Source organism: Novosphingobium sp. B-7, assembly GCF_000410615.1.
GTDB classification, from domain to species: Bacteria; Pseudomonadota; Alphaproteobacteria; order Sphingomonadales; family Sphingomonadaceae; genus Novosphingobium; species Novosphingobium capsulatum.
In genome coordinates, this window is the sequence record NZ_APCQ01000086.1 from 1 (window position 1) to 24,646 (window position 24,646).

Genomic DNA, 24,646 nt, shown 5'->3' on the forward strand with positions numbered 1-24,646 from the left:
GGCCGACAGGCGCTGCATCCGCAATTGCGCGCTCAGCGCCAGGGCGCGGGCCAGGTGCGGCCGCAGGCTGTCGAGCTGGCGCGCCGCCGTGCGCGAGGCGGCATGGCTGGAAAAGCCTTCCACTGCCAGGATCAGGCCATCGTCCCCCGCGCCCTGAACCAGCGTTGCCGCGCCGGCGTCGGCACGGTGCGGCGTGAGGAATTGCGCATAGATTGGCAGCGTCGCCAGTTCTTGCGAGGTGTGCAGGTCGCTGTCGGTCAGGAAGCCGGGATGCGCGCCGCGTTCCATCAGGCGGCCCACGCGCGTGTTGTGGGCGTTGAAGCCCTGCTCCATGAACGCCTCGGTCATGGCGCGCACGCCATCGGTGGAGGTGATCGCCATGCCTTGCGGGCCGATGCGGATCAGGTTGCTGCCTTGTGCGCCCAATCGCTCGGCCAAGGACTGCAATACCGCCAGCCAGCGTTCGGGCACGGCCGCCGCTTCATAGATATCCCCGATCAACCCCGCATCGAACATGCCCGCCAAATCACCTGCCCGCCGTTCCCCACGGGAAGGTTAGCGCAGATTGTGACAGGAAAACAGCCGACCTGATCAGAGCTGCCGCTTTTCGAGATAGGCACGGAAGGCCGCGATGCTGTCGGGCACGTCGGCCCGGCCAAAGCCGATACGGAACCGGTCAGTGGGGACAGGGCCCAGTTCGGAATGATAGATGCCCGAAGGCAGCAACAGCACGCCGGCCTGGGTCACCAGGTCTTCGCAGAACGCGTCCACCGTACCCGGTCCGCGCCAGCGCGGATAGCCCACGCAGCCGCCATCCGATCGCGTCCATTCGAACAAGTGCGGATAATCGGCAAAGAATGCATCGAGCAGTGCAAGGTTGGCGCGCACCAGGGCGTTGTTGCGCCCAACGATGCGCTCGCCTGCACGCAGGGCGATGATGCCCAGCGCTTCGCTAGGCGCAGAGTTGCAGATCGACAGGTAGTGCTTCATCCGCTCCATGCGCGAGAGCAACTCCTGGTCCTGACAGGCGATCCAGCCGATGCGCAGCCCCGGCAGGCCATAGGCCTTGGACAGCACATTGAGCGACAGGCCGCGCTCATAGATATCGGCGACCTGCGGCAGGTGCCGCGCCGGGTCGGGGCCGAGCAGGCGATAGACCTCGTCGCTGAAAATCCAGATGCCATGGCGCCGGCACAGCGCCACCAGCCCATCGAGCGTGGCGCGATCGGGGATGCAGCCGGTGGGATTGTGCGGGAAATTGATAGACACCAGCCGCGTATTGGGGCGGATGGCGGCGGCCACGCGATCGAGATCGAGCCGCCAGCCCTGGTCGGGATCGAGCGGCACCCCCGTGACGGCGCAAAGCGAGAGCGGCACGGTTTCGGCGGCCTGGTAATTGGGCGTGATGACGATGGCGTGATCGTCTGCCCCCAAGAGCACGTGGTTGGCGACATAGATGCCCTCTTCCGCGCCGGCAAAGCACAGCACGTTGTCAGGCGTCATGGTGTCATAGGTGCGGGCGATTTCGGCGCGCAGCACTGGTGCGCCGAACGTCTGGGTATAGCCCAGCCACTGCGCATCGAAGGCGGCGGCATCGGCCGGATCGGCCAGCGCCAGCAGTTCGCGCACCGTCATGCTTTGCGCGTCGGATGCGGTCAGGTGATGGCGGGCGGCAAATTCCCAGTGCGAGAAATAGGCCTCCAGGCGGAAATCGGGAAGGTTCATGCGCGCGCTCAACTGCCCAGGGCAACCACGCCGCCGGTCGAGCCGAAGCCACCAGCCCCGCGCGCGGTATCGTCCAGTTCGCCCACCTCGAGCCAGGTGCCACGCACCACCGGCGCCAGCACCAGTTGCGCCACGCGATCGCCACGCTGGATCGAAAAGCTTTCGCTGCCGTGGTTGATCAGGATGATCTTGAGTTCGCCGCGATAGTCGCTGTCGATCGTGCCGGGGGCATTGGGCACCGAAATCCCGTGCTTGAGCGCCAGGCCCGAGCGCGGCCGCACCTGGATTTCAAACCCGTATGGGATCGCCAGGGCCAGGCCAGTGGCCACGGCATGGCGCGCGCCCGGCGCCAGGTCCAGATCCTCGGCCGCAACCACGTCCATCCCGGCAGCACCATCGGTGGCATAGGCGGGCAGGGGCAGCCCCTCGCCATGCGGCAGGCGCTTGAACATGATGGGGACCGGGCTGGAATGCGATGAGACGGTCATGCGGGTGTTCCGTTGGCAAGGGTGTGGGCGATGCGGGCGACGATGGCCTCGGCCACGGCGTCCTTGGGCATTTCGGGCAGGCTGTCCACGCCGTCGGCATCGATGATGTGGACGGTGTTGGCCATCCCGCCCATGACGTCGCCCGAAACGTCGTTGGCCACGATCCAGTCTGCCCCCTTGCGCGCGCGCTTGGCCACGGCGTGGGCAATGACATCGTTGGTTTCGGCGGCAAAGCCAACCACCAGCGCAGGCCGGCGCGGATCGCGGCACAGCGTGGCGAGGATATCGGGATTTTCCACCAGGGCGAGCGGCGGCGGGGTGCCGCTGCCATCCTTCTTGAGCTTGTGCGCCGGGGCATCGGCGGTGCGCCAATCGGCCACGGCCGCCACCATCACCGCCACGTCTGCAGGCAGGGCAGCATCCACTGCGGCGGCCATCTCGCGCGCGGTTTCCACGTCGACGCGGTCAACGCCTGCTGGCGTGGGCAGGGTGACGGGCCCGGCCACCAGCGTCACGCGCGCGCCAGCCTGCGCGGCGGCGGCGGCGATGGCAAAGCCCTGCCGCCCGCTCGATCGGTTGGCGATATAGCGCACCGGATCGATCGGTTCGTGGGTAGGGCCGGCCGTCACCAGCACATGGCGCCCGGCGAGTGGGCCAGGGGTGGGCATGGGCAGGGGCGTTGGCGCAGCGAACGGGTTGGCATGGCCTTCCAGCTGTGCCTGGATCGCCGCCCAGATCGCCTCGGGTTCGGGCAGGCGGCCGGGGCCGAATTCGCCACAGGCCATCGCGCCGACATCGGGTTCCACCACGGTCACGCCCGATGCGCGCAAGGTGGCGACGTTGCGCACGGTGGCGGCATGCTGCCACATGCGCACGTTCATCGCCGGCACGGCCAGCACCGGCTTGTCGGTGGCGAGCAGCAGCGTGGTGGCCAGATCGTCGGCAATACCGGCGGCCATGCGCGCTAGCAGATCGGCCGTGGCCGGGCACACCACCACCAGGTCTGCCTGGCGCGACAGCTGGATATGGCCCATTTCCACTTCGTTCTTCAGATCCCACAGCGTGGTGTGCACGGGATTTTCGCTGAGCGCGGCCAGCGTCATCGCGGTCACGAAATGGGCGCCGCCCTCGGTCAGCACGCAGGTGACATCGCCCCCGCCCTTGCGGATCAGGCGGACGAGTTCGCAGGCCTTGTAGGCGGCAATGCCGCCTCCGACGATCAGCAGGATACGCGTGGATGGCATGACGCGGCTTGTGCCGCCTTGCCGCGGCAGGCGCAAGGTTTTGCGCCAGGATGGGGCGAAAACGGCGGATTTGCGTCGTTCATTTTCTTTGCAAGCTGTCCGAAAGTTTGTCAGACTTGCGACAAATAGAACAGGGCGTTGGAGAGACTCGATGCGTGTGGTGCTGACCGCGCTCGTGCTGCTGGCCGGGCTGGTGGATCTGATCATTGTCGGCTCTTCGCTGCTGACGCCGCATGATGGCGCCGAACTGGCGCGCGCGGCGCATGGTCTTTCGATCATCCGCGCGCATTGCACCTCGTTCTTCAGCGTGGCCGCCGTGGCGATGATCGCCGGCGCGCTGTGGCGCAACGGCGATCTGCTGCTGGTACCCACGTTCATCTTCATCGGCGCCCTGGCCGAACGGCTGGTCAATCTCGTCGCCTTCGGCACCTATGCCAACTGGCTGCTGCCGATGGTGCTGGACGTGGCGCATATTGCCCTGCTGCTGGGCGCGCGGCACGCATTCCGCCAGGCTGATGAAGACGCGGTGCCTGCACCTGCCCCCGCGCCGCACCGCGCCAACCTGGCCTGAACCGCGATGCCGATCCGCTTCGCCCTGACCGCACTGGTATTCCTGCTCGGCCTGTTCGATGTCTTCATGGCCGCCTCGTTCCTGTTCACGCCCCACGCCGGTGCGGCGATCCTGGGTGTGAGCGCGGCGGTTCCGGCCGGCTGGGCCACGATCCGCGCCGATTTCACCGCATTTTTCGGCGTGGCGGCGCTGTGCATGATGGTTGGCGCCTGGCGCCGCAACGGCGACCTGCTGCTGGTGCCGGGCCTGCTGTTTGGCGTTGCGCTGATTGGCCGAGCGCTCGATCTGGCGCTGGTTGGCGCCTATCCGGGATGGGCCCAGCCGATGGCGGTGGAAGCCTTGCACGTGATCGTGCTGGGCGCCGCCTGGCGCATCCTGCCGCACCACCGCGTGGGGGAATTGGCAGGGTAGGGCGCTTGTCGCCCTTCTACAGGCTCAGGGCGAACGAAGCCGGAGTGCAAGGAACTGTCTCCGATCCCCGTTCGGGCTGAGCTTGTCGAAGCCCGCCAGCGCTACGCCCGAGCCGCCTTGCCACTCCATCGCCCCGCCCAGCGCAGCACCGCCTTTTGCGCCGGTCGTTCGATCCAGCGGTGCGAGGCAAAACCGGCGGCGACCGCGGTCACCAGGAAGAAGATCAGGAACGCCGGTTGCTGCGCGATCGCGCGGCTGCCCAGCGTGGCATCGATCAGCAGCACCAGCGCCACCTGCATGGGGAAATGCCACAGGTAGATGCCATAGGACGCCTCGCCCCACTGCCGGCCAAAGGCGAGCAGGTCGCGCTTGTCGGCCAGATCGATCGCCAGCGTGGCAAACAGCACGGCAAAGGTTCCGGCCAGGATCGTGGCGTCTTCGGCGTGGTAGCGGGTGGTGGCGATCCAGGCGGCGGCCACGCAGGCCAGCGCGCTGCCCAGCAGCACTGGCACCGGCAGCCACCCCCTGAGCGCGGCGGCATAGACCGCCACGCCCATGAAGAAATAGCCGATGCAGGTCAGCACCGGCTCGTCGGGCCAGCCCAGGAAGAACAGGCGCAGGACGATCATGGCCACCGGCAAGGACACCAGCAAGGGCGCGCGGCGCATCGCCGGCAACAGCACCCAGAATGCCGCATAAGCGAGGATTTCGGTGGAAAGCGACCAGCTTGGCCCGTTGAAAGACTGGTTGTGCTGCCAGCCCCAATAGTGCGCCAAGGGGATCGAGAGCAGGAAATGCTTCCAGTCCTGCTCGTGATAGATGAACGCCGTGCCGTTGATGTGGGTGTAGATCGCCTGCAACCCGGCCACGATCACCAGCGTCAAGAGGTGCAGCGGCCAGAGCCGCGCCACGCGGGCCAGCCAGAACCGCTGCATTGCCGTGCTGTCGGCAAAATAGACATGGGCAAAGACAAAGCCCGAGACCGCCCAGAAATACTGCACCGCCATGTGGCCATAATCGAACAGCCAGCGCAGCGGGTGATAGAGCGGGATCATCGCGGCGCGGTTGACGTGAAAGCCATAGCCGACCGGCGGCACGAAGAAATGCTGGTAATGCCAGAACAGCACGAAGAACGCGGCAATCACGCGTGACAGGTCAAGCGCGTTGAAATGGCGCTTGGCCAGCCGCAGCCCGGGCAACGGTGCCGGGCGCGGTGCAGGACCGGCAGCCGCGTTCACGGATGGCGATGCCAATCATCGGCCGGCGGTGGCGGCGGCGGTGGGGGCAGCAGCGGCATGTCGTGCGGATGGGGCGGGTGCGGATGGTGCCAGGCCTGGAGGCCGAGCACTGCCGCTGCACCCAAGGCTGCGGCCAGGACCAGCCCGGCCCAGCCGCCTGATCCGCCCTGCGCCTGGCCATCGCGGCGTTTGCGTTCCCACATCAGGTCCACGTGCGGAAGCGGCGGGGCTTCGGGCGCACCGCCCTTGGGCGGGAAGCGTTCCTCGATCCGGCGGATCAGGGCGGGCACGCGCAGCAGCGTGGCGGCATCGTCCTGCACACGCTGGGCGATCGCGGCTTCCGGCCCCAGTTCGTCGCGGATCCAGTTGCGCACGAACGGCGCTGCCGTTTCCCACATGTTGATATCGGGATCGAGCTGCTGCGCGATCCCTTCGACCATGACCATGGTCTTTTGCAGCAGCAGCAGGTGCGGCTGGGTCTGCATGTCGAAATCGCGGGTGATGGCAAACAGCCCGTCGAGCATCTGGCCGACCGAAAGGTCTTTCACCGGGCGGCCGCGCATCGGCTCGCCCACCGCGCGCAGCGCCGTGGCAAACTCGTCCACCGAGTGATAGCTCGGCACGTATTGCGCTTCGAAATGGATTTCGGCCACGCGCTTGTAGTCGCCCGTGGTCAGGCCATAGAGAATCTCGGCCAGCCACTGCCGCGCCTGGCGATCGATCCGGCCCATGATGCCGAAATCGATCGCGGTGATCGTGCCATCGGCCTCCACGAACAGGTTGCCCTGGTGCATGTCGGCATGGAAATAGCCGCCGCTGATTGCCTGGGTCAGGAAGGCCAGCACCAGGCGGCTGGCCATTTCCTTGCGATCGTGGCCGGCGGCATCGATGGCTTCGAGATTGCTGATCTTGACGCCATCGATCCAGTCCAGCGTCATCACGCGGCCATTGGTGCGGTCCCAATCGATGCCGGGCACACGATAGCCAGGAAAGGCGTGCATGGCATCGGCCAGTTCCGACGCGCTGGCCGCCTCGCGGCGCAAGTCCACCTCGCGCGCGGTCCAGCGCTTGAAATTGGCGATGATCAGGCGCGGGCGCAGGCGCCCGGCCTCGCCACCCAGCGCCTCCAGGTGCGCGGCGGCCCATTCATAGGTCTCGATATCGCGGGCCAGCTTTTCGCGCACGCCGGGGCGCAGCACCTTGACCGCCACCTTGCGCCCGTCGACCGTCCACGCCTGGTGGACCTGCGCGATCGAGGCGGCGCCGACGGGTTCTTCGTCAAAGCGCGAAAACAGGCTTTCCAGCGGGCGTTCGAAACTCGTTTCGATCTCGCGCCGGATCAGCGCGAAATCGACCGGCGGCAGCTTGTCCTGCAGGGCGAGCAGGTTGCGCGCCGCTTCCTCGCCCACCAGGTCGGGCCGGGTGGCCAGCGTTTGCCCCAGCTTGATCGCCGCCGGGCCGATCGCGCGAAAGGCACCGGCATAATCGGGCACCACCGGCTGGCGCGTGCCGAACCGGGCGATGCGGCACAGCCGGCGCACCGGCGCCGGGGTGTTGGGGCTTTCTTCCAGCAGGCGCAACGCGCCGTGGCGCGCCAGGATGCGGCCCCAGCCCAGCAGGCGGCGGATGTGGGTGGCAGGACGGGTCACGGCAAAGGCGCTCGCTTAGACTTTCCAGCCAGAGTGGATTGCCACCAGGCCGCCCAGGATCGGCTCCACCTTGGTGTGGCGGAACCCGGCGGCTTTGATCATGCCCTCGAATTCACCCATCTTGGGAAAGCGGCGGATCGATTCGATCAGGTAGCGATAGGATTCCGCATCGCCGGCAATGGCCTGGCCGATCTTGGGCACCAGCTTGTGCGAATAGGCATCATAGACTTCGGCAAAGCCGGGCCACTGCGTGGTGGAAAATTCCAGGCAGAAGAACCGCCCGCCGAACTTGAGCACGCGGTGCGCCTCGGCCAGGGCCTGGTCGATGCGGGTCACGTTACGGATGCCGAACGCGATCGTATAGGCATCGAAGAAGCGATCGCCGAACGAGAGTTCCTCGGCATTCTGGCGCGACCATACCAGGCCGTCGATGCCGCGCTCCATCGCTCGCTCGATGCCTACGTCGAGCATGTCCTGGTTGATGTCGGAAACCGTGATCGAGGCGCCCTCGCGCGCCATGCGAAAGGCGATGTCGCCGGTGCCGCCGGCCATGTCGAGGATCTGCTCGCCTTCGCGCGGTTTCACGCGGGCCACGAAGCGGTCCTTCCACACGCGGTGCATGCCGACGGACATGGCATCGTTCATCACGTCGTACTTTTTGGCGACGCTGGAAAACACCGCACCGACGCGGGCGGTCTTTTCCTCAGGGGTGACGTCCTCGTAACCGAAGGACACGCTATCCGGGCTGGTCATGGTTCAGGGCCTTTAAAGGGGAATTGCCGCAGGCGCAAAGCATGATAGCAGGAGCGCACGATGCCCGAACTACCAGAGGTTGAAACCACCGTTCGCGGGCTGGCGAGCATTCTTGCCGGCGAGACGATTTCCCGCGTATCCGTGCGCCGCGCCGATCTGCGCCGTCCGTTTCCGCCAGACCTGGCGCAGGCGCTGACCGGCGCGCGGGTCAGCGGCCTGTCGCGCCGCGCCAAATATGGCCTGATCCACACCGACCGCGCACGCACCATGGTGTTTCACCTCGGCATGTCGGGGCGCTGGCGAATCGACCCAGACGAAATCGGCAAGCACGATCACCTGGTGCTCGAAACCGGCAACGGGCATGTCCTCGCGCTCAACGATGCGCGGCGTTTCGGCTCGGTCGACCTGGTGGACGAAGATGCGCTCGATGCCTGGGCGCCGTTTGCAGCGCTGGGGCCCGAGCCGCTGGGGCCGGGGTTGACCGCGCAGCACCTGGCCCGCGCCTTTGCCGGCCGCATTGCCGCGATCAAGCTCATGCTGCTCGACCAGCGGATCGTCGCCGGGCTCGGCAACATCTATGTGTGCGAGGCGCTGCACCGCGCGCGCATCCATCCCGAGCGCGAGGCTGGCACGGTCTCGCTGCCCGCGCTCAAGCGGCTGGTGCCGGAAATCCGCGCCGTGCTCGAAGAATCGATCGCGGCGGGCGGCTCGACCCTGCGCGATTATGCCCGGCCCGATGGCGAGCTGGGATATTTCGCCAAGGATTTCCTCGTCTATGGCCGCGAGGGCGATCCATGCGCCTGCGGCCGGCCAGTGGCGCGCGTGGTGCAGGGCGGCCGATCGACGTTTTTTTGCAGCGTGTGTCAAAAGTAACATTGCCGAGGTCGATTTCTCTTTAGCGGCTCGTCTGTTACACCACGCCTTCGGGTCAAAACAGGTTGGGTCGCCTTGGTCGGATCGCTGTCTCATCGTATCGTTTTGCTGTGTGCCGCGCTGGCCGGGCTGATCGTGATTCTGGCTGGCGCGCTGCTGACGGTGACGGTGCAGATGCACAACGACCTCGGCTGGCTCGATCATTCCTCACGTGTGTTGCGCACGGCCAACCATGCGCTGGGCAGCCTGCGCGTGGCCGAATCCGGCCAGCGCGGCTTTACCCTGACGCACAACCCCGATTTCGCCCGCGCGGTTGGCCCGGCCCTGGCGGCGGCAAGGCGCGACAGTGCGGAACTGGTCACCCTGACGACCGACAACGGCGAACAGAACGAGCGGGCGCGCCAGTTGCAGGTGCTGGTCAATGGCCGCGCCGATACGCTGGAGGCGACCGCCAACCTGGCGCGCCGCGGCGCGTTCGACCAGGCGCGCGCGGCGACAGCGGCCGGGCGCGGGCTGGAACTGATGCAACTGGTCGATGCCAAGGTGAACGACCTGCTGCTCGACGAGCGGGCGCTGGCGGGCGATCGCATGGCGGCGGGGGAACAATTGCTGCGCGTCACGCGCTGGCTGGTCATTCTCGGCACGCCGTTGACGCTGCTGATGCTGGCGCTGGTGGCCCGCTCGCTGATCCTGCGCATCCGCCGCCCGGTGGGCGCGATGCTGGCGGTGATGGGCGATCTTGGCGCCGGGCAGCGCCACGCGCGCATTTCCGGCGAAATGGGCTCGCGCGAGTTCGAGCGGCTGGCCAGTGGCTACAACGCTATGGCCGATGAACTGCAACGCGCGGTGGCCAACCAGGCCGAAGCGGCCGAAAACCTTCGGGCGGCCAATGCCGCGCTCAGCCACAATGCCGATACCCTGCGCGAACGGGGCGAGGTGATCGAGATCCTGGGCGGCATGGCGCATCGCATGCAGGCCGCGCGCACCGACGATGAACTCGCCGCGATCATCCGCGTGTTCGTGCCACGCGTGCTGCCGCAGATTCCCGGCGCGCTGTTCGTGCACAACAATTCGCGCAACTTGCTGGTGCCTACCGCCACCTGGGGCGGGCTGGAATCGGAACAGGCCGGCTTTGCCCCCGAGGAGTGCTGGGCGCTGCGGCGCGGGCAAAGCCACTATGTGGACGAGCCTGGATCTGACATCGTGTGCCCGCATGTCGGCGCCGGTGCCGATCACTACCACTGCGAACCGCTCCTGGCCGGTGGCGAGGTGATCGGGGTGCTCTATCTCAAGGGCACGATCGGCACCGAAAGCCGCTTTCGCCTGGCAGTGTTGAGCGAGAATATCGCTTCGGCCCTGGTCAACCACCGCCTGCAGCGCGGCTTGCGCGAGCAGACCATCCGCGATCCGCTGACCGGGCTGTTCAACCGCCGCTATCTAGAAGAAACGCTGGCCCTGGAAATGGCCCGCGCCTCCCGCTCGGGCGCGCCGCTGACCGTGGTGATGTGCGATATCGACCACTTCAAGCGCTTCAACGACGAATTCGGCCACGATGCCGGTGACCAGGTACTGCAGACGGTCGCGGCCGAACTGCGCCGCCGCTTCCGCGATGGCGATGTGGTCTGCCGCTTTGGCGGCGAGGAGTTCGTGGTGATCGCGCCAGCGACGGACGCCAACGTGCTGTCCGCCCGGGTGGAAGAAGTGCGCCAGGCGATCAGCCTGCTGACCGTGCGCCAGGGCGAACGCGCCCTCGGTTCGGTCACCATGTCGTTCGGCCTCGCCACCTGGGCGCCGGGCATGGACCGCGAAGGCGTGGCCCTGCTCAAGGCCGCCGATGCCGCACTCTACGCCGCCAAGCGCGACGGCCGCAACCGCCTGGTGATCGACCCGCAAGCCCTGGCGGCCTGAGGCATCGGCCTGCTGCACGGATGGCGCAGAGCCACGGCGTGGTGGGTAGCGGGAATCCAATGGGAAGAAATTAAACAAGCAAAATCATAATTTTAGAGAAAACGCTATTTCATCTATTCCCCCAATTAGAACCCGGGAATCGTTGGCTGCGATTGGACTACCATGGACTCGGATGGGGGGTGATTCGTTGCCCAGGGCCCCCGCAATGTCGATGATATCTGATTATGGCTGCACGCCGCTTGGCTTTTATCAGGTTCTCCGAGGGCAGCTGAGCCGTCTCAACTCTCCTGCTGAACCGCCCATACGACGAGGTGTAGGACGAGTACGAACCCGCTGGCGCGGGAGTGGCGCTTGTTTTGAGGTCAGGCCAGTGATCGGCGGTCTGGGTCTAAGTTGAGGTCTGGCTCGAGTAGGCAGACGATTCCGGCTCCTTTCAAGCGAGGAGTCGTACCATGACCAATGTTTTGTCTGATGCTCCCGTCACTTCCCTGCGTCAGCGCATGATCGAAGACATGAACATGCGCCGGTTCACGCGGAAGACCCAGTTCGATTACGTGCGGCATGTCGCGAGGTTCGCCACATATCTTGGGCGTCCCCCCGATACTGCGACGGCAGAAGAACTCCGGCAATTCCAGGTCGAACAGCGCGAGGCGGGCATAGGGATCCCGACCATGAACAGCATCGTTTCTGCGCTGCGTTTCTTTTTCACTCACACCATTGATCGCCCGGATCTGTCCCGCAAGCTCTACACGGTCAAGAACCCTCGCGCATTGCCCGTTGTCCTCAGCCGCGAAGAGGTCGTGCTTCTCCTCGGCGCGACCAACTGCCTGAAGCACAAGGCTGCACTGTCCGTTGCCTATGGCGCTGGCTTGCGCGCCGCCGAAGTGACGATGCTGAAGGTCCGGGATGTCGACAGCAAGCGCATGCTCCTGCGCGTGGAGCGCGGTAAAGGCGGGCGCTATCGCAATGCGCTCCTGCCCGCTGACCTTCTTGCCCTTTTGCGCGAGTGGTGGACGGTGGGCCGCAAGCAAGGCGTCATGCACGCCGATGGCTGGCTGTTCCCGGGCATGCACTATCTCAAGCCGCTCAGTACGCGACAGCTCCATCGCATCGTTGTCGATGCTGCCGAGGCTGCGGGTATCAAAAAGCGGGTCGGCCCTCACACTCTGCGGCACAGCTTCGCCACGCATCTGTTGGAAGACGGCGTTGATATTCGGATCATCCAGGCACTGCTCGGGCATGCGAACCTCGAGACCACCGCTTTCTACACCACGGTCGCAACTCGAACCGTGCGCGCGGTCATCAGTCCGCTGGACAAATTGACGACGCTGCTCGAGGCGCAGGGGGCTCCTCCCGGCTGAGCCGGTGCGCGCCTCGCTCGAGGTCGCCGATATCTTCCGTAGCGCCGGGCCCGCGTATCGGGCGGCCCATGCCGGGCATCTCAGCCTCGGCCAGCTCAAGGTCATGACGGCCATCGAGAATTGCCGCACCGCCGCGCTGGGCGGCCACGTCGAGGCCTGCGACGACTGCGGGCACCGGCGGATTGCCTACAACTCATGCCGCAACCGGCATTGCCCCAAATGTCAGGGCGCCGCCGCGCGCACCTGGCTGGCCGCGCGCAAGGCCGACCTGTTGCCGGTCGGCTACTTCCACGTCGTGTTCACTGTGCCTGCCGAGATCGCCGACATCGCTTGGCAGAACAAGGCGGCGGTCTATGACCTGCTGTTCCGCGCCGCTGCGGACACGATGCTGACCATCGCCGCCGATCCCAAGCACCTCGGCGCGCGGGTCGGGATCACCGCCGTGCTGCACACGTGGGGATCGGCACTGACCCACCATCCGCATGTGCACATGATCGTGCCGGGCGGAGGGATCGCGCTCGACGGCACGCGCTGGGTCTCGTCGCGCCCCGCCTTCCTGCTGCCGGTGCGCGTGCTGGGCGCGCTGTTCCGCCGGCTGTTCCTCACCCGCTTGCTGGCGTTGTTCGATGCCGGCAAGCTGTCCTTCTTCAGCACCTTGGCGGGTCTGGCCGCGCGCAAGGCCTTCCTGCGACATCTATCGCCGATCAGGAAGAAGCGCTGGGTGGTCTATACCAAGCCGCCGTTTGCCGGGCCGCAGGCGGTGCTGGCCTATCTCTCGCGCTACACCCATCGCGTCGCCATCTCGAACCGGCGCCTCATCGCCTTTGACGAGACCGGCGTGACCTTCCGGTATAAGGATTATCGCCGAAACGGGGCCGAACGCCAGCAGGTCATGACGCTGGCCTCCGACGAGTTCATCCGCCGCTTCCTGATCCACGTCCTGCCACGCGGCTTCCACCGCATCCGGCATTACGGCCTGCTCGCCAGTTCGACGCACAAGGAGGCCATGGAACTCGCCCGCAGGCTGCTGGGCGTTGCCGCGCCGATTGAGGAGACCGACACCGAACCCGACGAACCGCCCGATCACCGACCGCCATGCCCATGCTGCGGCGGGCACATGGCCGTCATTGAGGCCTTCGCCCGCTGGTGCCAACCGCGTGCACCGCCAGCTTCGGCATGGACCACCCGGGACAACACGCCATGATCCGGCATGGCTTACCCTGCACGATGGCCGCGATCACTGCGCCCCGGCCCATGGGGATAGGCGTGCCGATGCCGCCAGCACTGTCAAAACTGGGCTCATTGCCAGCAGGATCAGCGACACTCCCAGCTATATGGCCACCCGAATTCTTTGCAATTCCGCCCATCACGGGCTGGCCGGTAGGCTTGCTTCAGTCACCCCAATCTACACCAAAGCCCTTTTACCCATAGACCTCTAGGAGCCTCACCGCGGGTCGTACTTGTGAGACTTTCGTACGCCTGTCGGCGCCCGAAACCCTTCGACGAAGCCGCCATTCTCCGCTCGTCGCTTGAATGACGGCTTGCGGCAAGAGCAGCCGCTTGAGGCTACTTCGAATATCATTTTTAGTAGACTGAAGTTGGTCTCACTGCCACTAGCGGCACCGCCGACATGGCATCATCCGTGCCGACGCTAAAACGCGCCTCTTCGTCGACCATCATCTGGGGCACGATCATATAGCCATAGCCGGCAAAGATGCCGCCGACCAAAGAGTCTAGCTCCCTGCCCGAACTTATCGTTGGATGGTCACTAGGCATTCCCTCGTTTGTGCCGCGTCACCCAATAAACGGCCAACAGGCCCACGACAGCCGATGCGAGCGAGGCAAGAAGAATTCCCAGCTTCGCCGCAACCAGCAGCGTCGAAGGATAAGCGAGGTTCGCAATGAAAAAGGACATAGTGAAGCCTATCCCGGTCAATAAGCTGCCGGCTGTGAGGAAAGACCAGTTCAGGCCTGCTCCGAGCGTTGCAAGGTCCGAACGCAGCGCCAGCCAGCTGAAGAGCAGAACGCCTATGGGCTTGCCGAAGACCAGCGCGACAAAGATCGCGACTGTGACAGGTTGGATGTCGGACGTCGAAAACGCGACCCCCGCATTGGCCAGGGCGAAGAGAGGCATGATCGCGAACCCCACCCAGGGGTGCAGCATCATTTCCAACCGCTCCAACGGCGATAGGGACTCACTGATAGCTCGGCCCGCTTCTACAAGTTCGCGGCGATCTGATGTGTCGCCACTCCACTCATGATCGCGCGGTTCCAGGACGTTCCCGAGGATGGCGCGCAGACGCGGCACACCCACCCAGATTCGCGCCGGGGTCATTAGCCCGAGTATGACACCGGCGATCGTCGCGTGGATGCCGGAGGCGTCAAGGCACAGCCAAAACGCGGCTCCGAAGAAAAAGTATATCGGGATGCTTCGGATGCCCAGACGAGCGGCGATGACGATTACACTCAGGACCATAAACGCAAGACCGATTGCGACGAAATTCAAGGCGTTTCCGTAACCAATCGCCACGACCAGGATGGCGCCGATGTCATCAAAGATCGCCAAGGCTATGAGAAACAGGCGCAAGCTGTGGGGAACGCGCGAACCAAAGAGCGCAAGTCCCCCGATGACGAACGCCGTATCGGTCGCCATCACCGTTCCCCAGCCGTGCGTGCCGGCTTTTCCGGCCAGAATCGCAATGTAGATCGAAGCAGGCACCATCATGCCGCCCAGCGCAGCTGCGAAAGGAAGGACCGCCGTTCGCAGGTTTCGCAATTCGCCCAGAGCGAACTCGCGCTTCATCTCCAGGGACACCACGAAGAAAAAGAAGGTCATCAATCCGTCGTTGATCCAGTGCCCCGTTGAACGGGTAAAGTCCAACGAGCCGATCTGCAGGCCGATCTGCATCTCCCAGAAGGCCAGGAATTGCCCAGACCAAGTCGTATTCGCGAGGCTCAATGCGACTATCGTAGCGACCAGCAACAATCCCCCGGCTGCGGCCTCGACCCTGAGGAACTGCGTGAACGGCTTTGTTATTCGGTCGGCAAACTCGTGCGGCAGGCCTGGATTTGCGGGATCGATCATCTCGCCCTCTTCACACTGCGGCCTAAGGGTTGTAGTATTCAGGAACGGCATGCCTGCATGCCGTGATGGCTGGTCACAGGATGCTAACGTACAAGCGATAGATCTCCTCCGATTTTTGGTGGCTCAATTTAGCGGCTTTCGAACCCCCTGTCCGGGTTTTCGCTGAGCAGCCTGTCCTCTTCGCTGGGTATCCTCTCATTTTGAAGAGCGGCCATGTCCGCAATGATGCGCGTTCGTTCGCGACATGCTTCGCGTTGTTCGGCGGCAAGGGCCACGGCGCCCCATGCGTTGGCCGCTTTCTCGGCCACGCGGCGGATGTTCTCCAACACCGCATTGGTCGCGCGATCGCGCTGGACATTCTCCTGCATCCGGCAAAAGGTCGATGAAAGCTCCATGGAACGTCCTTTCAAAAGCTTCGATGCCTTGGTGGCCAAGATCAGGAGGGTTTCCCGTCACGTCTGGCCTGAGCAATTGCGTCGCTCAGCTTCGAGTAGCGATAATCCTTGTAACGATACTGATCGACCGGAACGCGAGTGATCTCGTAATGAGCCATCTGCTCGGCCGCAGCGGCTCCCTCCAGTTCAGAAGGATCGTTCATCCTGGTTGCTCCTGCGACTGAACACTGGCCCACGCTGCTTCAAGCTTGGCCTTTTGCTGGCGAAGGACGCGTGAGCGATGTGCATAGGTGTTGTAACGCGTCCCTACCCGCCCATCGGCAAAATCGCTGGCCAGCTTGCTTTCCATGCAACGAACCTGAGCTTCGAGCGTCTCGACATCGCTGGCGGAAAGCGCGGGGGTTGCGGTCGGGAACTTCGCTCCGGCGACGTGACCGCCCTCATTCTCCCAATTGTCCTCACGCAGGGATCGCGCGGCGTCACCCTGCGCACCACTGGATTGCGGGATCATGGGAAGATTGAGTGGAAGTTCCGCTCTGTCCGTACTCGTTATGCTACTGGATAAAAAGGACATCGTTCGTCTCCGTCAATGAGCGGGAGCGCGAACTATCTCTCGGCCGCATTCGAGCCCTGGGCATTTGGAGTGCGGTAAGTTCGATATGGGGTGTGCAAAGGCGAAATACCATAGGCGGAGAGCCCATTTGGCAAGCTACGCTCTTATCCACTGCGCATGGCGGGTCAGCGCAGTTCGACTTCCACGCTCATATGGTCCAGCATTTTCGCTGGCCCCGCATAGCTGCCGCTGACCGGTGCGATCTGGTGCATGGCGCGACCGGTCGCGACAGGCACAAGGTTGAAACCACCAACGCTGCGGTTGGTTGGGTCGAAGGTGATCCAGCCAGCACCGGGTACAAAGACCTCCGCCCAGGCGTGCGTGGACCCGGCCGCATCCTGGCCGACGAGGGTTTCCGCCCGGTTGTCGAGATAGCCCGAGACGATCCGCGCGCCGAAGCCGAGGCTGCGCGCCGCCTCGACGAAAAGCACCGCGAAATCGCGGCAGGATCCCCCGCCGCGATTCAGCGTCTCCACGGGGGACTGGGTGCCTTCATCGTCTCGCGCCTGATAGGCGATCCAGCTGGGAACACCCGCGCTCAGGTCCTTGAGCAGGGCCAGCGTGTTGGTCGGGTTCCCGCGCACGAACCCTTGCGCCCAGTCGTGCAGCCGGTGGTTCGCGTCCGGATACTGCATGACGGCCAGGCTGCCGAGGTCCGTCCATTCGTCGTCGCTGTATCGAAACGGATAGGCGATCGCCGACGCGGAAATGGCGAACACCGGCCACGCCACCGCGCCGACGCGGAGAACCGACCGGCTTTCGATGACCAGGCGGTCGGTGATGGATGGAAAGATCGCCGTCGCAACCGCATTGCCCGCCACGTCACGCGCCCAGGAAATGCCGGCATCGGGCGTGATGTCTAGATCGAAGGACGCAAGGTCGATGTCATGCCCTTCGCGCGGGCGCAGCATCAGTCGGTGGGGACCAAGTTGCACCGGCTGCCGGTAATAATAGGACGTGCGATGCCGGATGGTGAGCGTGCTCAAAGGACTTCAACGCCGGCGCCGCATCGCCGCGACAGCCCCATGGATGAGAAGCTCAGCGTAGCGATCCGCGGCGGATCAGGTTGACGATCGCGAGCAGTACGATGGCCCCGGCGAGCGAGACCAGGAACGTCGTGACGGTGAGCGGCGCGTTGTTGATGTCGCCCTTGGCGAAAATCAGGCCGCCGATGAAGGAGCCGACGATGCCCACCACGATATTGAGGATGATGCCCTGCTGGCCGTCCGTGCGCATGATCACGCTGGCGAGCCAGCCGATCACGCCGCCGACGATGAGCCACATGATAATTCCCATAATCATTCTCCTGTGATCCAGAAGACGATCGGGCCTTATCGACATATCGCAACCGGAATTATGCGAACGGTCGATCCGATATAATCGTTCCACAACCCGTTAAATATTCAACATATGAAATATTTATCCTAATATTTGTCGCGGCTGTCAGATGTAAGCAGATATTTCTGAAAATATTGAAGGGATGGATGCAACGATATCCACTTTTGATCGTTGTCAGATAGCTCCAAGCGATACCTGTCCATCTTGGAAGGTGCGTTTCCTGCCAAAGAGCGGGCGTGGCTTTTCTACCGGCATGACCGGTGGGATTGCGCCTGCAAGGAACACTACCATGAAACTGACAATGATCTCCCTCCTGCTCGGCACGGCGATGCTCGCCGTCCCCGCAGTCACCTCCGCCCAGTCCACCACACCTGCCATGACCGGCAGCTATTCCAGCGTGAATGTAGGCGTCGGGCCGGTCCATGGCCTTGATGCTCCGGCCTTCTCGGCTGCCGCATCCGATGCCAACCAGTTTCAGATCGCGGCAAGCCGGCTCAGCCTCGCACGCTCACAGCGCAGCGATGTAAAGGCCTATGCCCAGCGCATCATCTCGGAGTCGCAAACCTCCCAGCAGACGCTGCTCGCCTCGCTGAACAACGATCAGCGCAAGATCGCCAAGCCCACTACGCGCTTGTCGGCCGAGCGCGCCTCGATGCTCAAAATGCTTCGCAGCACGCCGCGCAGTTCGTTCGACAACCTGTACCTCACCCAGTCCGCCCAGGTTCAGCAGGGCAATTGGGCCACGTACAAGGGATATGCCGAAGATGGCGCCGACCAGTCGTTGAAACAGGTCGCCGGCAATGGCGTGCCCATCATCGAGCAGCAGCTGCAGCAGGGCGGCGCGCTGCTGCCTTCGGCGCTCTCGGGAAACTGACCGTCACAACGGGCCGGGAGATGCAGATCTCCCGGCTCCTGACGCTATCGGAAAGGATACGGACATGAACGACCAGCATGACATCTCGGTTCTGAACGGACTGATCACCACGACCCTCGACAGCCTGAAAGGCTTCGAGGACGCCGCCGAAGACGCGAAGAGCACGCGCTTTGCGACGCTGTTCACCAGTTTCGTCCATGATCGCGGACAGATCGTCGCTACCCTGCAGGCGGAAGTGCGCAACCTTGGTGGAGAGCCGGAGGATAGCTCCAGCCTCCTGGGCGCGGCGCATCGCAGCTTCATGGACCTCAAGCAGGCCCTCACCGGCAAGAACGACAAGGCGATCATCGACGAAGTCGAACGCGGCGAGGATCATATCAAGGCGAAGTTCGAAAAGGCGTCGAAGGACGCCGAGCTTCAACCCGCGACGCGTGACGTCATTCGCGACGCTTTCGTGTCGGTGAAGGCCGGGCACGACCAGATGCGCGATTTGAAGCACAGCCTTGCCTGAGAATGCATTTCCGGGGGCGGCGGCCGCATGGGCTTGCCGCCCCTTTTTATTACCGAAAGGAGCCAAGCCATGGCCACCAATGCAGAAGCACCGGCCGCGCCTGTGGGCGCTGTTGTCCTGACCTCCGCCGACGACATTCGCGGCAAGGCCGTCCTGGGCCGCGATGGCGACAAGCTGGGCACGATCGCCAAGCTAATTCTGGATGAACGGACCGGACAGCTCGCCTATGTCATCCTGTCCACCGGGGGATTTCTCGGATTGGGGCAGAGCTATCACCCCATTCCCTGGTCGGCGTTTCACTACAGCGAGACGGAGGGCGGATATGTGGCGGCCATAGACAAGCGCCTGCTGGAAGGCGCGCCCAGCTTCCGGCCGGATTCGGCGCCCGTGTTCGACGAAACCTATGGTCGGCGCGTGACCGACTATTATGGGACAGCGCCGGCAACCAATGGCTGATCCGGACCGGCCTTGTCCGGGTTCAGGGGCGGCGACATCTGCCCGGCGTCGAATAGATGCCGGGCTTGCGCGCAATCGTGCTATGATGCGGTTTCGAGTTCATGCGCTCCTCAAAGAAGCGCGCTGTTCGCGATTGCCGGATACAGCCCTCATCACCGCGGGCTTTCTGGTTTCCCCGGAAAGGGGGCCTTCATCATGAATCCGCCCGTCCACCCTGATTTCGCTTACGGCCTCGCGCTGGCGATTCTGACATCTTCCGCCGCGCCCGCGTTGTTGCTCGACGGGGACTTCACCGTCATCGCCGGAAGCACATCCTTTTACCGCGCTTTCGGTCTCGATCCGTCGCGTGTCAGCGGGCAGTCGGTGTTTGCGCTCGGCGCGGGGGAGTGGAACGTACCCCAGCTTCGTTCGCTGCTCGGCGCTACCCTCTCGGGCCATGCCAGGATCGAAGCCTACGAAATGGATCTCAAAGGTGAGGCGCCGCCGCGGCGCCTCGTTCTGGGCGCCCAGAAGCTCGACTATGGCGAGGCGGATCATGTCCGCCTGCTCCTGACCATTTCCGACGTCACCGAAGCCCGGCTCAGCGTGAAGCTCAAGGATGACTTGCTCCGCGAGAAGGCGATCCTGCTCCAGGAGCTTCAGCACCGCGTTGCCAACAGCCTCCAGATCATTGCGAGCGTGCTCATGCAGAGCGCGCGCCGGGTGCAATCGGACGAAGCGCGCGGGCATCTCCACGATGCGCACAATCGGGTGATGTCGATCGCGACCTTGCAGCAGCAACTCGCGGCATCAAGGTTGGGCAAGGTAGAACTGCGTGAATATCTGACCCAGTTGTGCAAAAGCCTGGGCGCCTCGATGATCCACGATCATGACAAGGTGTTGATCGTGGTCACCGCCGACGGCACTAGCGTGAATGCCGACATCTCGGTCAGCCTGGGGCTGATCGTCACCGAGCTGGTCATCAATGCACTCAAGCATGCGTTTCCCGGAGGGCGCGATGGCAGGATTCTCGTCGATTATCACATGCACGATGTCGGCTGGACCTTGTCGGTCAGCGACAACGGCATTGGCACGCCCGAGACGCTGGCCGATGCGAAGCCGGGCCTGGGCACCAGCATCGTCGAAGCTTTGGCCAGTCAGTTGCATGCGACCGTTGAGACCGAGGGTGGATACCCAGGGACGACCGTTTCGGTTACGCATACAAAATCTCCATCGTCCTAAGACAGCCCTCGCAACGCAGGTTGAGATCGCACAACATGAGATCACCTACGGCAAGCCGGCCCTGTTCGATGACACGTTGACGTCCCCCGGTTGGAGGTGAAGCCGCGCGGGTGTCGACCGCCGGTCCGACTTGTCAGCGTCGGAAACTCGGACGATTCTTCGCAACCGGACTGAAAGAAGTACTTGGGTGCCTTGCATCAATGGTCTGACACCCCATTCATTGTGCGGTGCGGCAAGATGGTCATAACCACGCCTTCGCAGGCTATCTTCATCCAAGGTGATTATCATGCGCAAACTCTCCGACACTATAGCACGGCTAGCTTCACTGCGTAATGCGGCCGATATGAGTGCAGTGCCCCGCGGCCGCCTCGAAAGCCTTCCGAATTTCGGCTCGAACCCTGGGGCTCTCCAAGCCCATATCTATGTACCGCCAACTCTCTGCGATGGAGCAGCCCTCGTCGTCGTCATGCATGGTTGTACCCAGACGGCGGCTGGCTACGACTTGGGGGCGGGCTGGTCCGAGATGGCCGATCGGTACGGCTTTGCCCTCCTGTTTCCTGAGCAGCAGCGGCGTAACAACCCGAATCTGTGTTTCAACTGGTTCTCGCCGGAGGACAGCCGCCGTGGTTCCGGCGAGGCGCTTTCGATCCGTAAGATGATCGACGCCGTCGCCGGTGCCCACCCGATCGATCCGGCGCGCATCTTCGTCACAGGCCTCTCCGCCGGAGGGGCGATGGCCTCGGTCATGCTGGCGACCTATCCGGAGGTGTTCGCCGGCGGCGCGATCATCGCCGGCCTGCCCTACGGCTGCGCGAGCACGATCCCGCAAGCTTTTGATCGCATGCGCGGGCACAGCGTCCCGCGTGAGGCGGAGCTTGCGGCGCTGGTTCGCGGCGCCTCCGATCATCCGGGTCCATGGCCTACCCTCTCGATCTGGCATGGCAGCGGCGACCCAACGGTGAACCCCAACAACGCCGACGCCATCATAGCCCAGTGGCGTGCTCTGCATGGGGTCGGTGTCGATCCCGCGCGGACCGAGGCCGTCGATGGATATCCCAGGCGCGTCTGGTGCAACGCCACTGGCCATGAGGTAATCGAGGAATACAGCATCACCGGCATGGGCCATGGTACGCCGCTCGACACAGCGGGCGAGAACGGCTGCGGCAAGAGCGGTGCCTACATGCTCGAAGCCAGCATTTGCTCCACACGACACATCTGCCGATTCTGGGGCTTAGTGGGTAGCGATAAGCATGCTGTTCATGTTAGACCTGCCGAAGCGGCACCTACGAGACAAAGCCTTGCTCTCACATTTGGATCGAACGCGGTGAATGAGACCCCAGGTGCCGGTGTCCCGACGGCGCGCCCGCTGATCGACGTGCCCGCAATCGGCGGAGTGGGCAAAGTAATTGAGGATGCACTTCGGGCAGCCGGGCTCATGCGTTAGCGGCTCACAAAACTCAACGCACGCCATGACCCACTGGATTTGTGACGGTTTCGTGCCGGTCATCCACTCAAGCGGGAACGGGAACGGCTTCAGGGGGGCGCTAGGCGCCGTGGGTCTTCCTGTTTATCGAGCGCCAAAGCGTTCTTCGAGCGGCCACTGTGGCCATCGGAGAACGATCATGGAATCGCCTGAAACTGAACTCACCGCCACCAAGCGCCAGGTCTGGAATGCCGGAAGGGCCGTTGGCGCTAAGCGTGCACTGAAACCGAAGCAGATTTGGGAGATCCGATTTTACCTAAATCAGCGCCGCCGTTTGCGAGATCGAGCGCTGTTCGATCTGGCGATCGACAGCAAACTCAGGGGCTGCGACTTGGTGCAGATGAAGATCGGCGACCTTGTCAGCGGCGGACAAATTCGAACGCGTGCGATCGTGATGCAGCAGAAAACAGGTCGGCCTGTTCAATTCGAGCTGCTTCCAGACGCTAGGGCCAGTCTACTGGCCTGGCTTGAGCGGCGGGGCGGCACGGTGGACGACTATGTCTTTCCGAGCAGGGTTGATCATAATGGGCATCTCAGCACCCGACAGTATGCCCGGCTCGTCGATGAATGGGTGACAGGGGTCGGTCTGATGCGAAACGAGTACGGCACGCACTCACTTCGCCGGACGAAGGCATCAATAATCTACCGGGCAACCGGCAACCTTCGCGCCGTCCAGATCCTCCTCGGTCATAGCAAGATCGAGAATACGGTGCGCTATCTCGGGATCGACGTGGAAGACGCGCTCACCTTAGCCGAAAGCACCGAAATCTGACTCGATGGCTCCTCGCGTCCCGCGAGGGGCCATTTTAACGCGCTTGGGAAAATTGCTGCCCTTCCCAAGCCGCTTATCGAACGGCAGAGTTGGTCAAAAGCCGTCATCACTGGAAGATCTGCGGAAGTCCGACTTTGGTCGCGAGCCGCCCATCTGGGCATTTTGCCGCGGTCGCCTTAATTGCTGCCGCTGGGCAGCCAAATTTAGTGCTTCGATAGCTGTCGGTCGTTCATTCCCGGATCGCCTCCCTGACAACTAAACGGAGGATTAGTTGTCAGACGGTCTGAATGGCTTCTGTGGACGCCCCTTCGGATGCAAGCGGTAAATCGGGGTAGATTGGCACGTAGTCGGATGCTGTCATCTGTCCGGCCTCGATGAGCAGCGCCATATGCTGCGGGCCAGTATGGGAGTTCGCGGACCGGAACCACATCAGCTTTGCGCGCTTGGGTAGCGCTCCGCCATTCCCTGGTTCTTCCGGCCCCGTCTCGCCGACCGTTGTGCCATACCCTCCTTCGATCCGCCTACGTCCCCGACGCCTCTGGCCGCTGCCCCGGCTTACGCCGCGACCGCCGCCGGAGCCCTGTAATCCTCATTCCTGGTCATCAGCGCCCATGCCGTGCGGGCCATCTTGTTGGCGAGCGCCACCGAGACGAGCATGCGCGGCTTGCGCGCCAGCATCCGCTCCAACCACGATCCTGCCGGCGCGCCGCGAACAGTTGCCTGCCTGACGACTGCGCTCCCGCCGATGATGAGCAGGCGCCGGATTGTGCGCTCGCCCATCTTCGAGATGCGCCCGAGCTTCTGCCTGCCGCCTGTCGAGTGCTGGAGCGGTGCGAGCCCCAGCCAGGCGGCGAAGTCACGGCCCTTGGTGAAAATCTCGACCGGCGGAGCAAGCGCTACGATCGCGGTAGCCGCGATCGGGCCTATGCCAGGAATGGTCATCAACCTGCGCGCCATCTCGTCTTCGCGCGCGCGGCGGGCAATCTCCTTGTCGAGGTCGGCAATGCGATCATCGAGCTCGGCGAGCATGTCGGTCATGACCCGCAGCATGGCGCGTGCCGCATCGGGCAGGGACGAGGCCATCTCTTCTTCGTCGAGCAGGTCCGCCAGGAGCGCCACTTGCGCCAGGCCTCGAGGCGCTACCCAGCCATACTCGGCAAGGTGGCCGCGAAGCGCGTTGACCATCTGGGTGCGCTGACGGACCAGGAGATCGCGCGTGCGGAACACCATGCCGGCGGCCTGCTGCTCCTCGCTCTTCACCGCCACAAAGCGCATCCCGGGTCGCTGCGCCGCTTCGCAGATTGCCTCTGCATCGAGCGCATCGTTCTTGTGCCGCTTCACGAACGGTTTGACGTACACCGGCGGGATCAGCTTCACCTCATGTCCGAGCCTGATCAATTCGCGAGCCCAATGATGGGCGCCACTGCACGCCTCCATCGCTACCAGGCACGCCGGCTGCCGGGCGAAGAAGTCAAGCAGCCTGGCCCGGCTCAACTTCCGGCTGAAAACGGCGGCGCCGCGCTCGTCGGCGCCGTGGGCATGAAAAACGTTCTTCGCGATATCCAGACCAATCGTGGTAACCTGTGACACGGACGCCTCCCTCAGTGGTGCTTCAACACCTCCACTCTGGCACATCGATGCCGTCGGGGGGCGTCCACTGTCGCGCGACGATCTGGA

Annotated in this window: 27 protein-coding genes; 12 read left to right on the top strand and 15 right to left on the bottom strand. The window is 63.9% G+C overall.

What is annotated here, in order from left to right:
• The 4 genes from H926_RS24905 to coaBC form a co-directional block, all read right to left on the bottom strand.
• A partial coding sequence (locus H926_RS24905) for a hypothetical protein (protein WP_022674582.1) occupies window positions 1-516 on the bottom strand: 516 nt, incomplete at its 3' end.
• Window positions 517-591: 75 nt separating this feature from the next.
• On the bottom strand, window positions 592-1,725 hold the full coding sequence (locus tag H926_RS0100675) for an aminotransferase class I/II-fold pyridoxal phosphate-dependent enzyme (protein ID WP_022674583.1): 1,134 nt from the start codon (window positions 1,723-1,725) through the stop codon (window positions 592-594).
• 8 nt (window positions 1,726-1,733) lie between these two features.
• Window positions 1,734-2,213: a dUTP diphosphatase gene (gene dut / locus H926_RS0100680; RefSeq protein WP_022674584.1), complete on the bottom strand. Its 480-nt coding sequence runs from the start codon at window positions 2,211-2,213 to the stop codon at window positions 1,734-1,736.
• Window positions 2,210-3,457: a bifunctional phosphopantothenoylcysteine decarboxylase/phosphopantothenate--cysteine ligase CoaBC gene (gene coaBC, locus H926_RS0100685; protein ID WP_022674585.1), complete on the bottom strand. Its 1,248-nt coding sequence runs from the start codon at window positions 3,455-3,457 to the stop codon at window positions 2,210-2,212. Before coaBC ends, dut begins: the two co-directional genes overlap by 4 nt.
• A gap of 151 nt (window positions 3,458-3,608) precedes the next feature.
• Here coaBC and H926_RS0100690 point away from each other — a divergent pair, with 151 nt between their 5' ends.
• Both H926_RS0100690 and H926_RS0100695 read left to right on the top strand, forming a co-directional pair.
• Window positions 3,609-4,028 (top strand): hypothetical protein, encoded by a 420-nt coding sequence (locus H926_RS0100690; protein ID WP_022674586.1) that lies wholly within the window; start codon window positions 3,609-3,611, stop codon window positions 4,026-4,028.
• Between the two features lie 6 nt (window positions 4,029-4,034).
• Entirely contained in the window at window positions 4,035-4,439 is a 405-nt protein-coding gene (locus H926_RS0100695; protein ID WP_022674587.1) for a hypothetical protein, read from the top strand.
• 101 nt (window positions 4,440-4,540) lie between these two features.
• On the opposite strand, the gene H926_RS0100700 is transcribed toward H926_RS0100695, so the two are convergent.
• Genes H926_RS0100700 through H926_RS0100710 form a run of 3 tightly spaced genes read right to left on the bottom strand, consistent with a single transcriptional unit; the run spans window position 4,541 to window position 8,079 of the window.
• A complete protein-coding gene (locus H926_RS0100700) occupies window positions 4,541-5,677 on the bottom strand; it encodes an acyltransferase (RefSeq protein ID WP_022674588.1) in 1,137 nt (378 codons plus the stop codon).
• Window positions 5,674-7,326: a 2-polyprenylphenol 6-hydroxylase gene (ubiB, locus tag H926_RS24910; protein WP_022674589.1), complete on the bottom strand. Its 1,653-nt coding sequence runs from the start codon at window positions 7,324-7,326 to the stop codon at window positions 5,674-5,676. The genes H926_RS0100700 and ubiB overlap by 4 nt, the downstream gene beginning before the upstream one ends.
• A 15-nt stretch (window positions 7,327-7,341) precedes the next feature.
• Window positions 7,342-8,079: a class I SAM-dependent methyltransferase gene (locus tag H926_RS0100710; RefSeq protein ID WP_022674590.1), complete on the bottom strand. Its 738-nt coding sequence runs from the start codon at window positions 8,077-8,079 to the stop codon at window positions 7,342-7,344.
• Between the two features lie 60 nt (window positions 8,080-8,139).
• On the opposite strand from H926_RS0100710, the gene mutM reads away from it, so the two are divergent.
• The 4 genes from mutM (at window position 8,140) to H926_RS0100730 (ending at window position 13,425) form a co-directional block, all read left to right on the top strand.
• Window positions 8,140-8,952, top strand: a complete 813-nt coding sequence (gene mutM / locus H926_RS0100715; protein WP_022674591.1) for a bifunctional DNA-formamidopyrimidine glycosylase/DNA-(apurinic or apyrimidinic site) lyase — start codon at window positions 8,140-8,142, stop codon at window positions 8,950-8,952.
• Window positions 8,953-9,027: 75 nt separating this feature from the next.
• Complete coding sequence (locus H926_RS0100720) at window positions 9,028-10,860, top strand: diguanylate cyclase (RefSeq protein ID WP_022674592.1); 1,833 nt, start codon at window positions 9,028-9,030, stop codon at window positions 10,858-10,860.
• 452 nt (window positions 10,861-11,312) lie between these two features.
• Window positions 11,313-12,221, top strand: a complete 909-nt coding sequence (locus H926_RS0100725) for a tyrosine-type recombinase/integrase (protein ID WP_022674593.1) — start codon at window positions 11,313-11,315, stop codon at window positions 12,219-12,221.
• 4 nt (window positions 12,222-12,225) lie between these two features.
• Entirely contained in the window at window positions 12,226-13,425 is a 1,200-nt protein-coding gene (locus H926_RS0100730) for an IS91 family transposase (RefSeq protein WP_022674594.1), read from the top strand.
• 380 nt (window positions 13,426-13,805) lie between these two features.
• Here the strand turns inward: H926_RS0100730 and H926_RS32875 are convergent, their stop codons facing one another.
• The 7 genes from H926_RS32875 to H926_RS0100760 all read right to left on the bottom strand — a co-directional run bounded on the left by H926_RS32875 (window position 13,806) and on the right by H926_RS0100760 (window position 17,610).
• Window positions 13,806-13,949: a hypothetical protein gene (locus H926_RS32875; protein ID WP_022674595.1), complete on the bottom strand. Its 144-nt coding sequence runs from the start codon at window positions 13,947-13,949 to the stop codon at window positions 13,806-13,808.
• 40 nt (window positions 13,950-13,989) lie between these two features.
• Complete coding sequence (nhaA, locus tag H926_RS0100740) at window positions 13,990-15,306, bottom strand: Na+/H+ antiporter NhaA (protein ID WP_148291586.1); 1,317 nt, start codon at window positions 15,304-15,306, stop codon at window positions 13,990-13,992.
• Window positions 15,307-15,434: 128 nt separating this feature from the next.
• Window positions 15,435-15,740: a hypothetical protein gene (locus H926_RS0100745; RefSeq protein ID WP_148291587.1), complete on the bottom strand. Its 306-nt coding sequence runs from the start codon at window positions 15,738-15,740 to the stop codon at window positions 15,435-15,437.
• 2 nt (window positions 15,741-15,742) lie between these two features.
• Entirely contained in the window at window positions 15,743-15,904 is a 162-nt protein-coding gene (locus tag H926_RS32880; protein ID WP_156306778.1) for a hypothetical protein, read from the bottom strand.
• Entirely contained in the window at window positions 15,901-16,275 is a 375-nt protein-coding gene (locus H926_RS32130) for a hypothetical protein (RefSeq protein ID WP_148291588.1), read from the bottom strand. The genes H926_RS32880 and H926_RS32130 overlap by 4 nt, the downstream gene beginning before the upstream one ends.
• A 164-nt stretch (window positions 16,276-16,439) precedes the next feature.
• Window positions 16,440-17,300 (bottom strand): transglutaminase family protein, encoded by an 861-nt coding sequence (locus tag H926_RS0100755; RefSeq protein ID WP_022674599.1) that lies wholly within the window; start codon window positions 17,298-17,300, stop codon window positions 16,440-16,442.
• Window positions 17,301-17,352: 52 nt separating this feature from the next.
• Window positions 17,353-17,610 (bottom strand): GlsB/YeaQ/YmgE family stress response membrane protein, encoded by a 258-nt coding sequence (locus tag H926_RS0100760; protein WP_028657400.1) that lies wholly within the window; start codon window positions 17,608-17,610, stop codon window positions 17,353-17,355.
• A gap of 331 nt (window positions 17,611-17,941) precedes the next feature.
• Between H926_RS0100760 and H926_RS0100765 the strand changes: the two genes are divergently transcribed.
• The 6 genes from H926_RS0100765 (at window position 17,942) to H926_RS0100790 (ending at window position 22,969) form a co-directional block, all read left to right on the top strand.
• Window positions 17,942-18,526: a DUF4142 domain-containing protein gene (locus H926_RS0100765; protein WP_028657401.1), complete on the top strand. Its 585-nt coding sequence runs from the start codon at window positions 17,942-17,944 to the stop codon at window positions 18,524-18,526.
• Between the two features lie 64 nt (window positions 18,527-18,590).
• A complete protein-coding gene (locus tag H926_RS0100770; protein ID WP_022674602.1) occupies window positions 18,591-19,037 on the top strand; it encodes a PA2169 family four-helix-bundle protein in 447 nt (148 codons plus the stop codon).
• 69 nt (window positions 19,038-19,106) lie between these two features.
• Entirely contained in the window at window positions 19,107-19,493 is a 387-nt protein-coding gene (locus H926_RS0100775; protein ID WP_022674603.1) for a PRC-barrel domain-containing protein, read from the top strand.
• Between the two features lie 195 nt (window positions 19,494-19,688).
• The gene (locus tag H926_RS0100780) at window positions 19,689-20,714 is read left to right on the top strand and encodes a sensor histidine kinase (RefSeq protein WP_022674604.1); all 1,026 of its coding nucleotides are present in this window, start codon (window positions 19,689-19,691) and stop codon (window positions 20,712-20,714) included.
• Window positions 20,715-21,000: 286 nt separating this feature from the next.
• Window positions 21,001-22,158, top strand: coding sequence for a PHB depolymerase family esterase (locus H926_RS0100785; RefSeq protein WP_028657404.1), 1,158 nt, complete (start codon window positions 21,001-21,003; stop codon window positions 22,156-22,158).
• A gap of 178 nt (window positions 22,159-22,336) precedes the next feature.
• Window positions 22,337-22,969, top strand: coding sequence for a tyrosine-type recombinase/integrase (locus H926_RS0100790; protein ID WP_022674606.1), 633 nt, complete (start codon window positions 22,337-22,339; stop codon window positions 22,967-22,969).
• 555 nt (window positions 22,970-23,524) lie between these two features.
• On the opposite strand, the gene H926_RS0100795 is transcribed toward H926_RS0100790, so the two are convergent.
• Window positions 23,525-24,559, bottom strand: coding sequence for an IS110 family transposase (locus tag H926_RS0100795; RefSeq protein ID WP_028657405.1), 1,035 nt, complete (start codon window positions 24,557-24,559; stop codon window positions 23,525-23,527).
• Window positions 24,560-24,646: the final 87 nt, after the last annotated feature.

Bases quoted from the DNA above. Each gene is read 5' to 3' on its own strand.
- H926_RS0100775 (WP_022674603.1), top strand. From the start codon at position 19,107: ATGGCCACCAATGCAGAAGCACCGGCCGCGCCTGTGGGCGCTGTTGTC.
- H926_RS32130 (WP_148291588.1), bottom strand. From the start codon at position 16,275: ATGTCCTTTTTATCCAGTAGCATAACGAGTACGGACAGAGCGGAACTT.
- H926_RS0100690 (WP_022674586.1), top strand. From the start codon at position 3,609: ATGCGTGTGGTGCTGACCGCGCTCGTGCTGCTGGCCGGGCTGGTGGAT.
- H926_RS0100725 (WP_022674593.1), top strand. From the start codon at position 11,313: ATGACCAATGTTTTGTCTGATGCTCCCGTCACTTCCCTGCGTCAGCGC.
- nhaA (WP_148291586.1), bottom strand. From the start codon at position 15,306: ATGATCGATCCCGCAAATCCAGGCCTGCCGCACGAGTTTGCCGACCGA.
- H926_RS0100710 (WP_022674590.1), bottom strand. From the start codon at position 8,079: ATGACCAGCCCGGATAGCGTGTCCTTCGGTTACGAGGACGTCACCCCT.
- H926_RS0100785 (WP_028657404.1), top strand. From the start codon at position 21,001: ATGCGCAAACTCTCCGACACTATAGCACGGCTAGCTTCACTGCGTAAT.
- H926_RS0100790 (WP_022674606.1), top strand. From the start codon at position 22,337: ATGGAATCGCCTGAAACTGAACTCACCGCCACCAAGCGCCAGGTCTGG.
- H926_RS0100760 (WP_028657400.1), bottom strand. From the start codon at position 17,610: ATGGGAATTATCATGTGGCTCATCGTCGGCGGCGTGATCGGCTGGCTC.
- H926_RS0100695 (WP_022674587.1), top strand. From the start codon at position 4,035: ATGCCGATCCGCTTCGCCCTGACCGCACTGGTATTCCTGCTCGGCCTG.
- H926_RS0100765 (WP_028657401.1), top strand. From the start codon at position 17,942: ATGAAACTGACAATGATCTCCCTCCTGCTCGGCACGGCGATGCTCGCC.
- H926_RS0100675 (WP_022674583.1), bottom strand. From the start codon at position 1,725: ATGAACCTTCCCGATTTCCGCCTGGAGGCCTATTTCTCGCACTGGGAA.
- mutM (WP_022674591.1), top strand. From the start codon at position 8,140: ATGCCCGAACTACCAGAGGTTGAAACCACCGTTCGCGGGCTGGCGAGC.
- H926_RS0100780 (WP_022674604.1), top strand. From the start codon at position 19,689: ATGAATCCGCCCGTCCACCCTGATTTCGCTTACGGCCTCGCGCTGGCG.
- H926_RS32880 (WP_156306778.1), bottom strand. From the start codon at position 15,904: ATGAACGATCCTTCTGAACTGGAGGGAGCCGCTGCGGCCGAGCAGATG.
- coaBC (WP_022674585.1), bottom strand. From the start codon at position 3,457: ATGCCATCCACGCGTATCCTGCTGATCGTCGGAGGCGGCATTGCCGCC.
- dut (WP_022674584.1), bottom strand. From the start codon at position 2,213: ATGACCGTCTCATCGCATTCCAGCCCGGTCCCCATCATGTTCAAGCGC.
- H926_RS0100770 (WP_022674602.1), top strand. From the start codon at position 18,591: ATGAACGACCAGCATGACATCTCGGTTCTGAACGGACTGATCACCACG.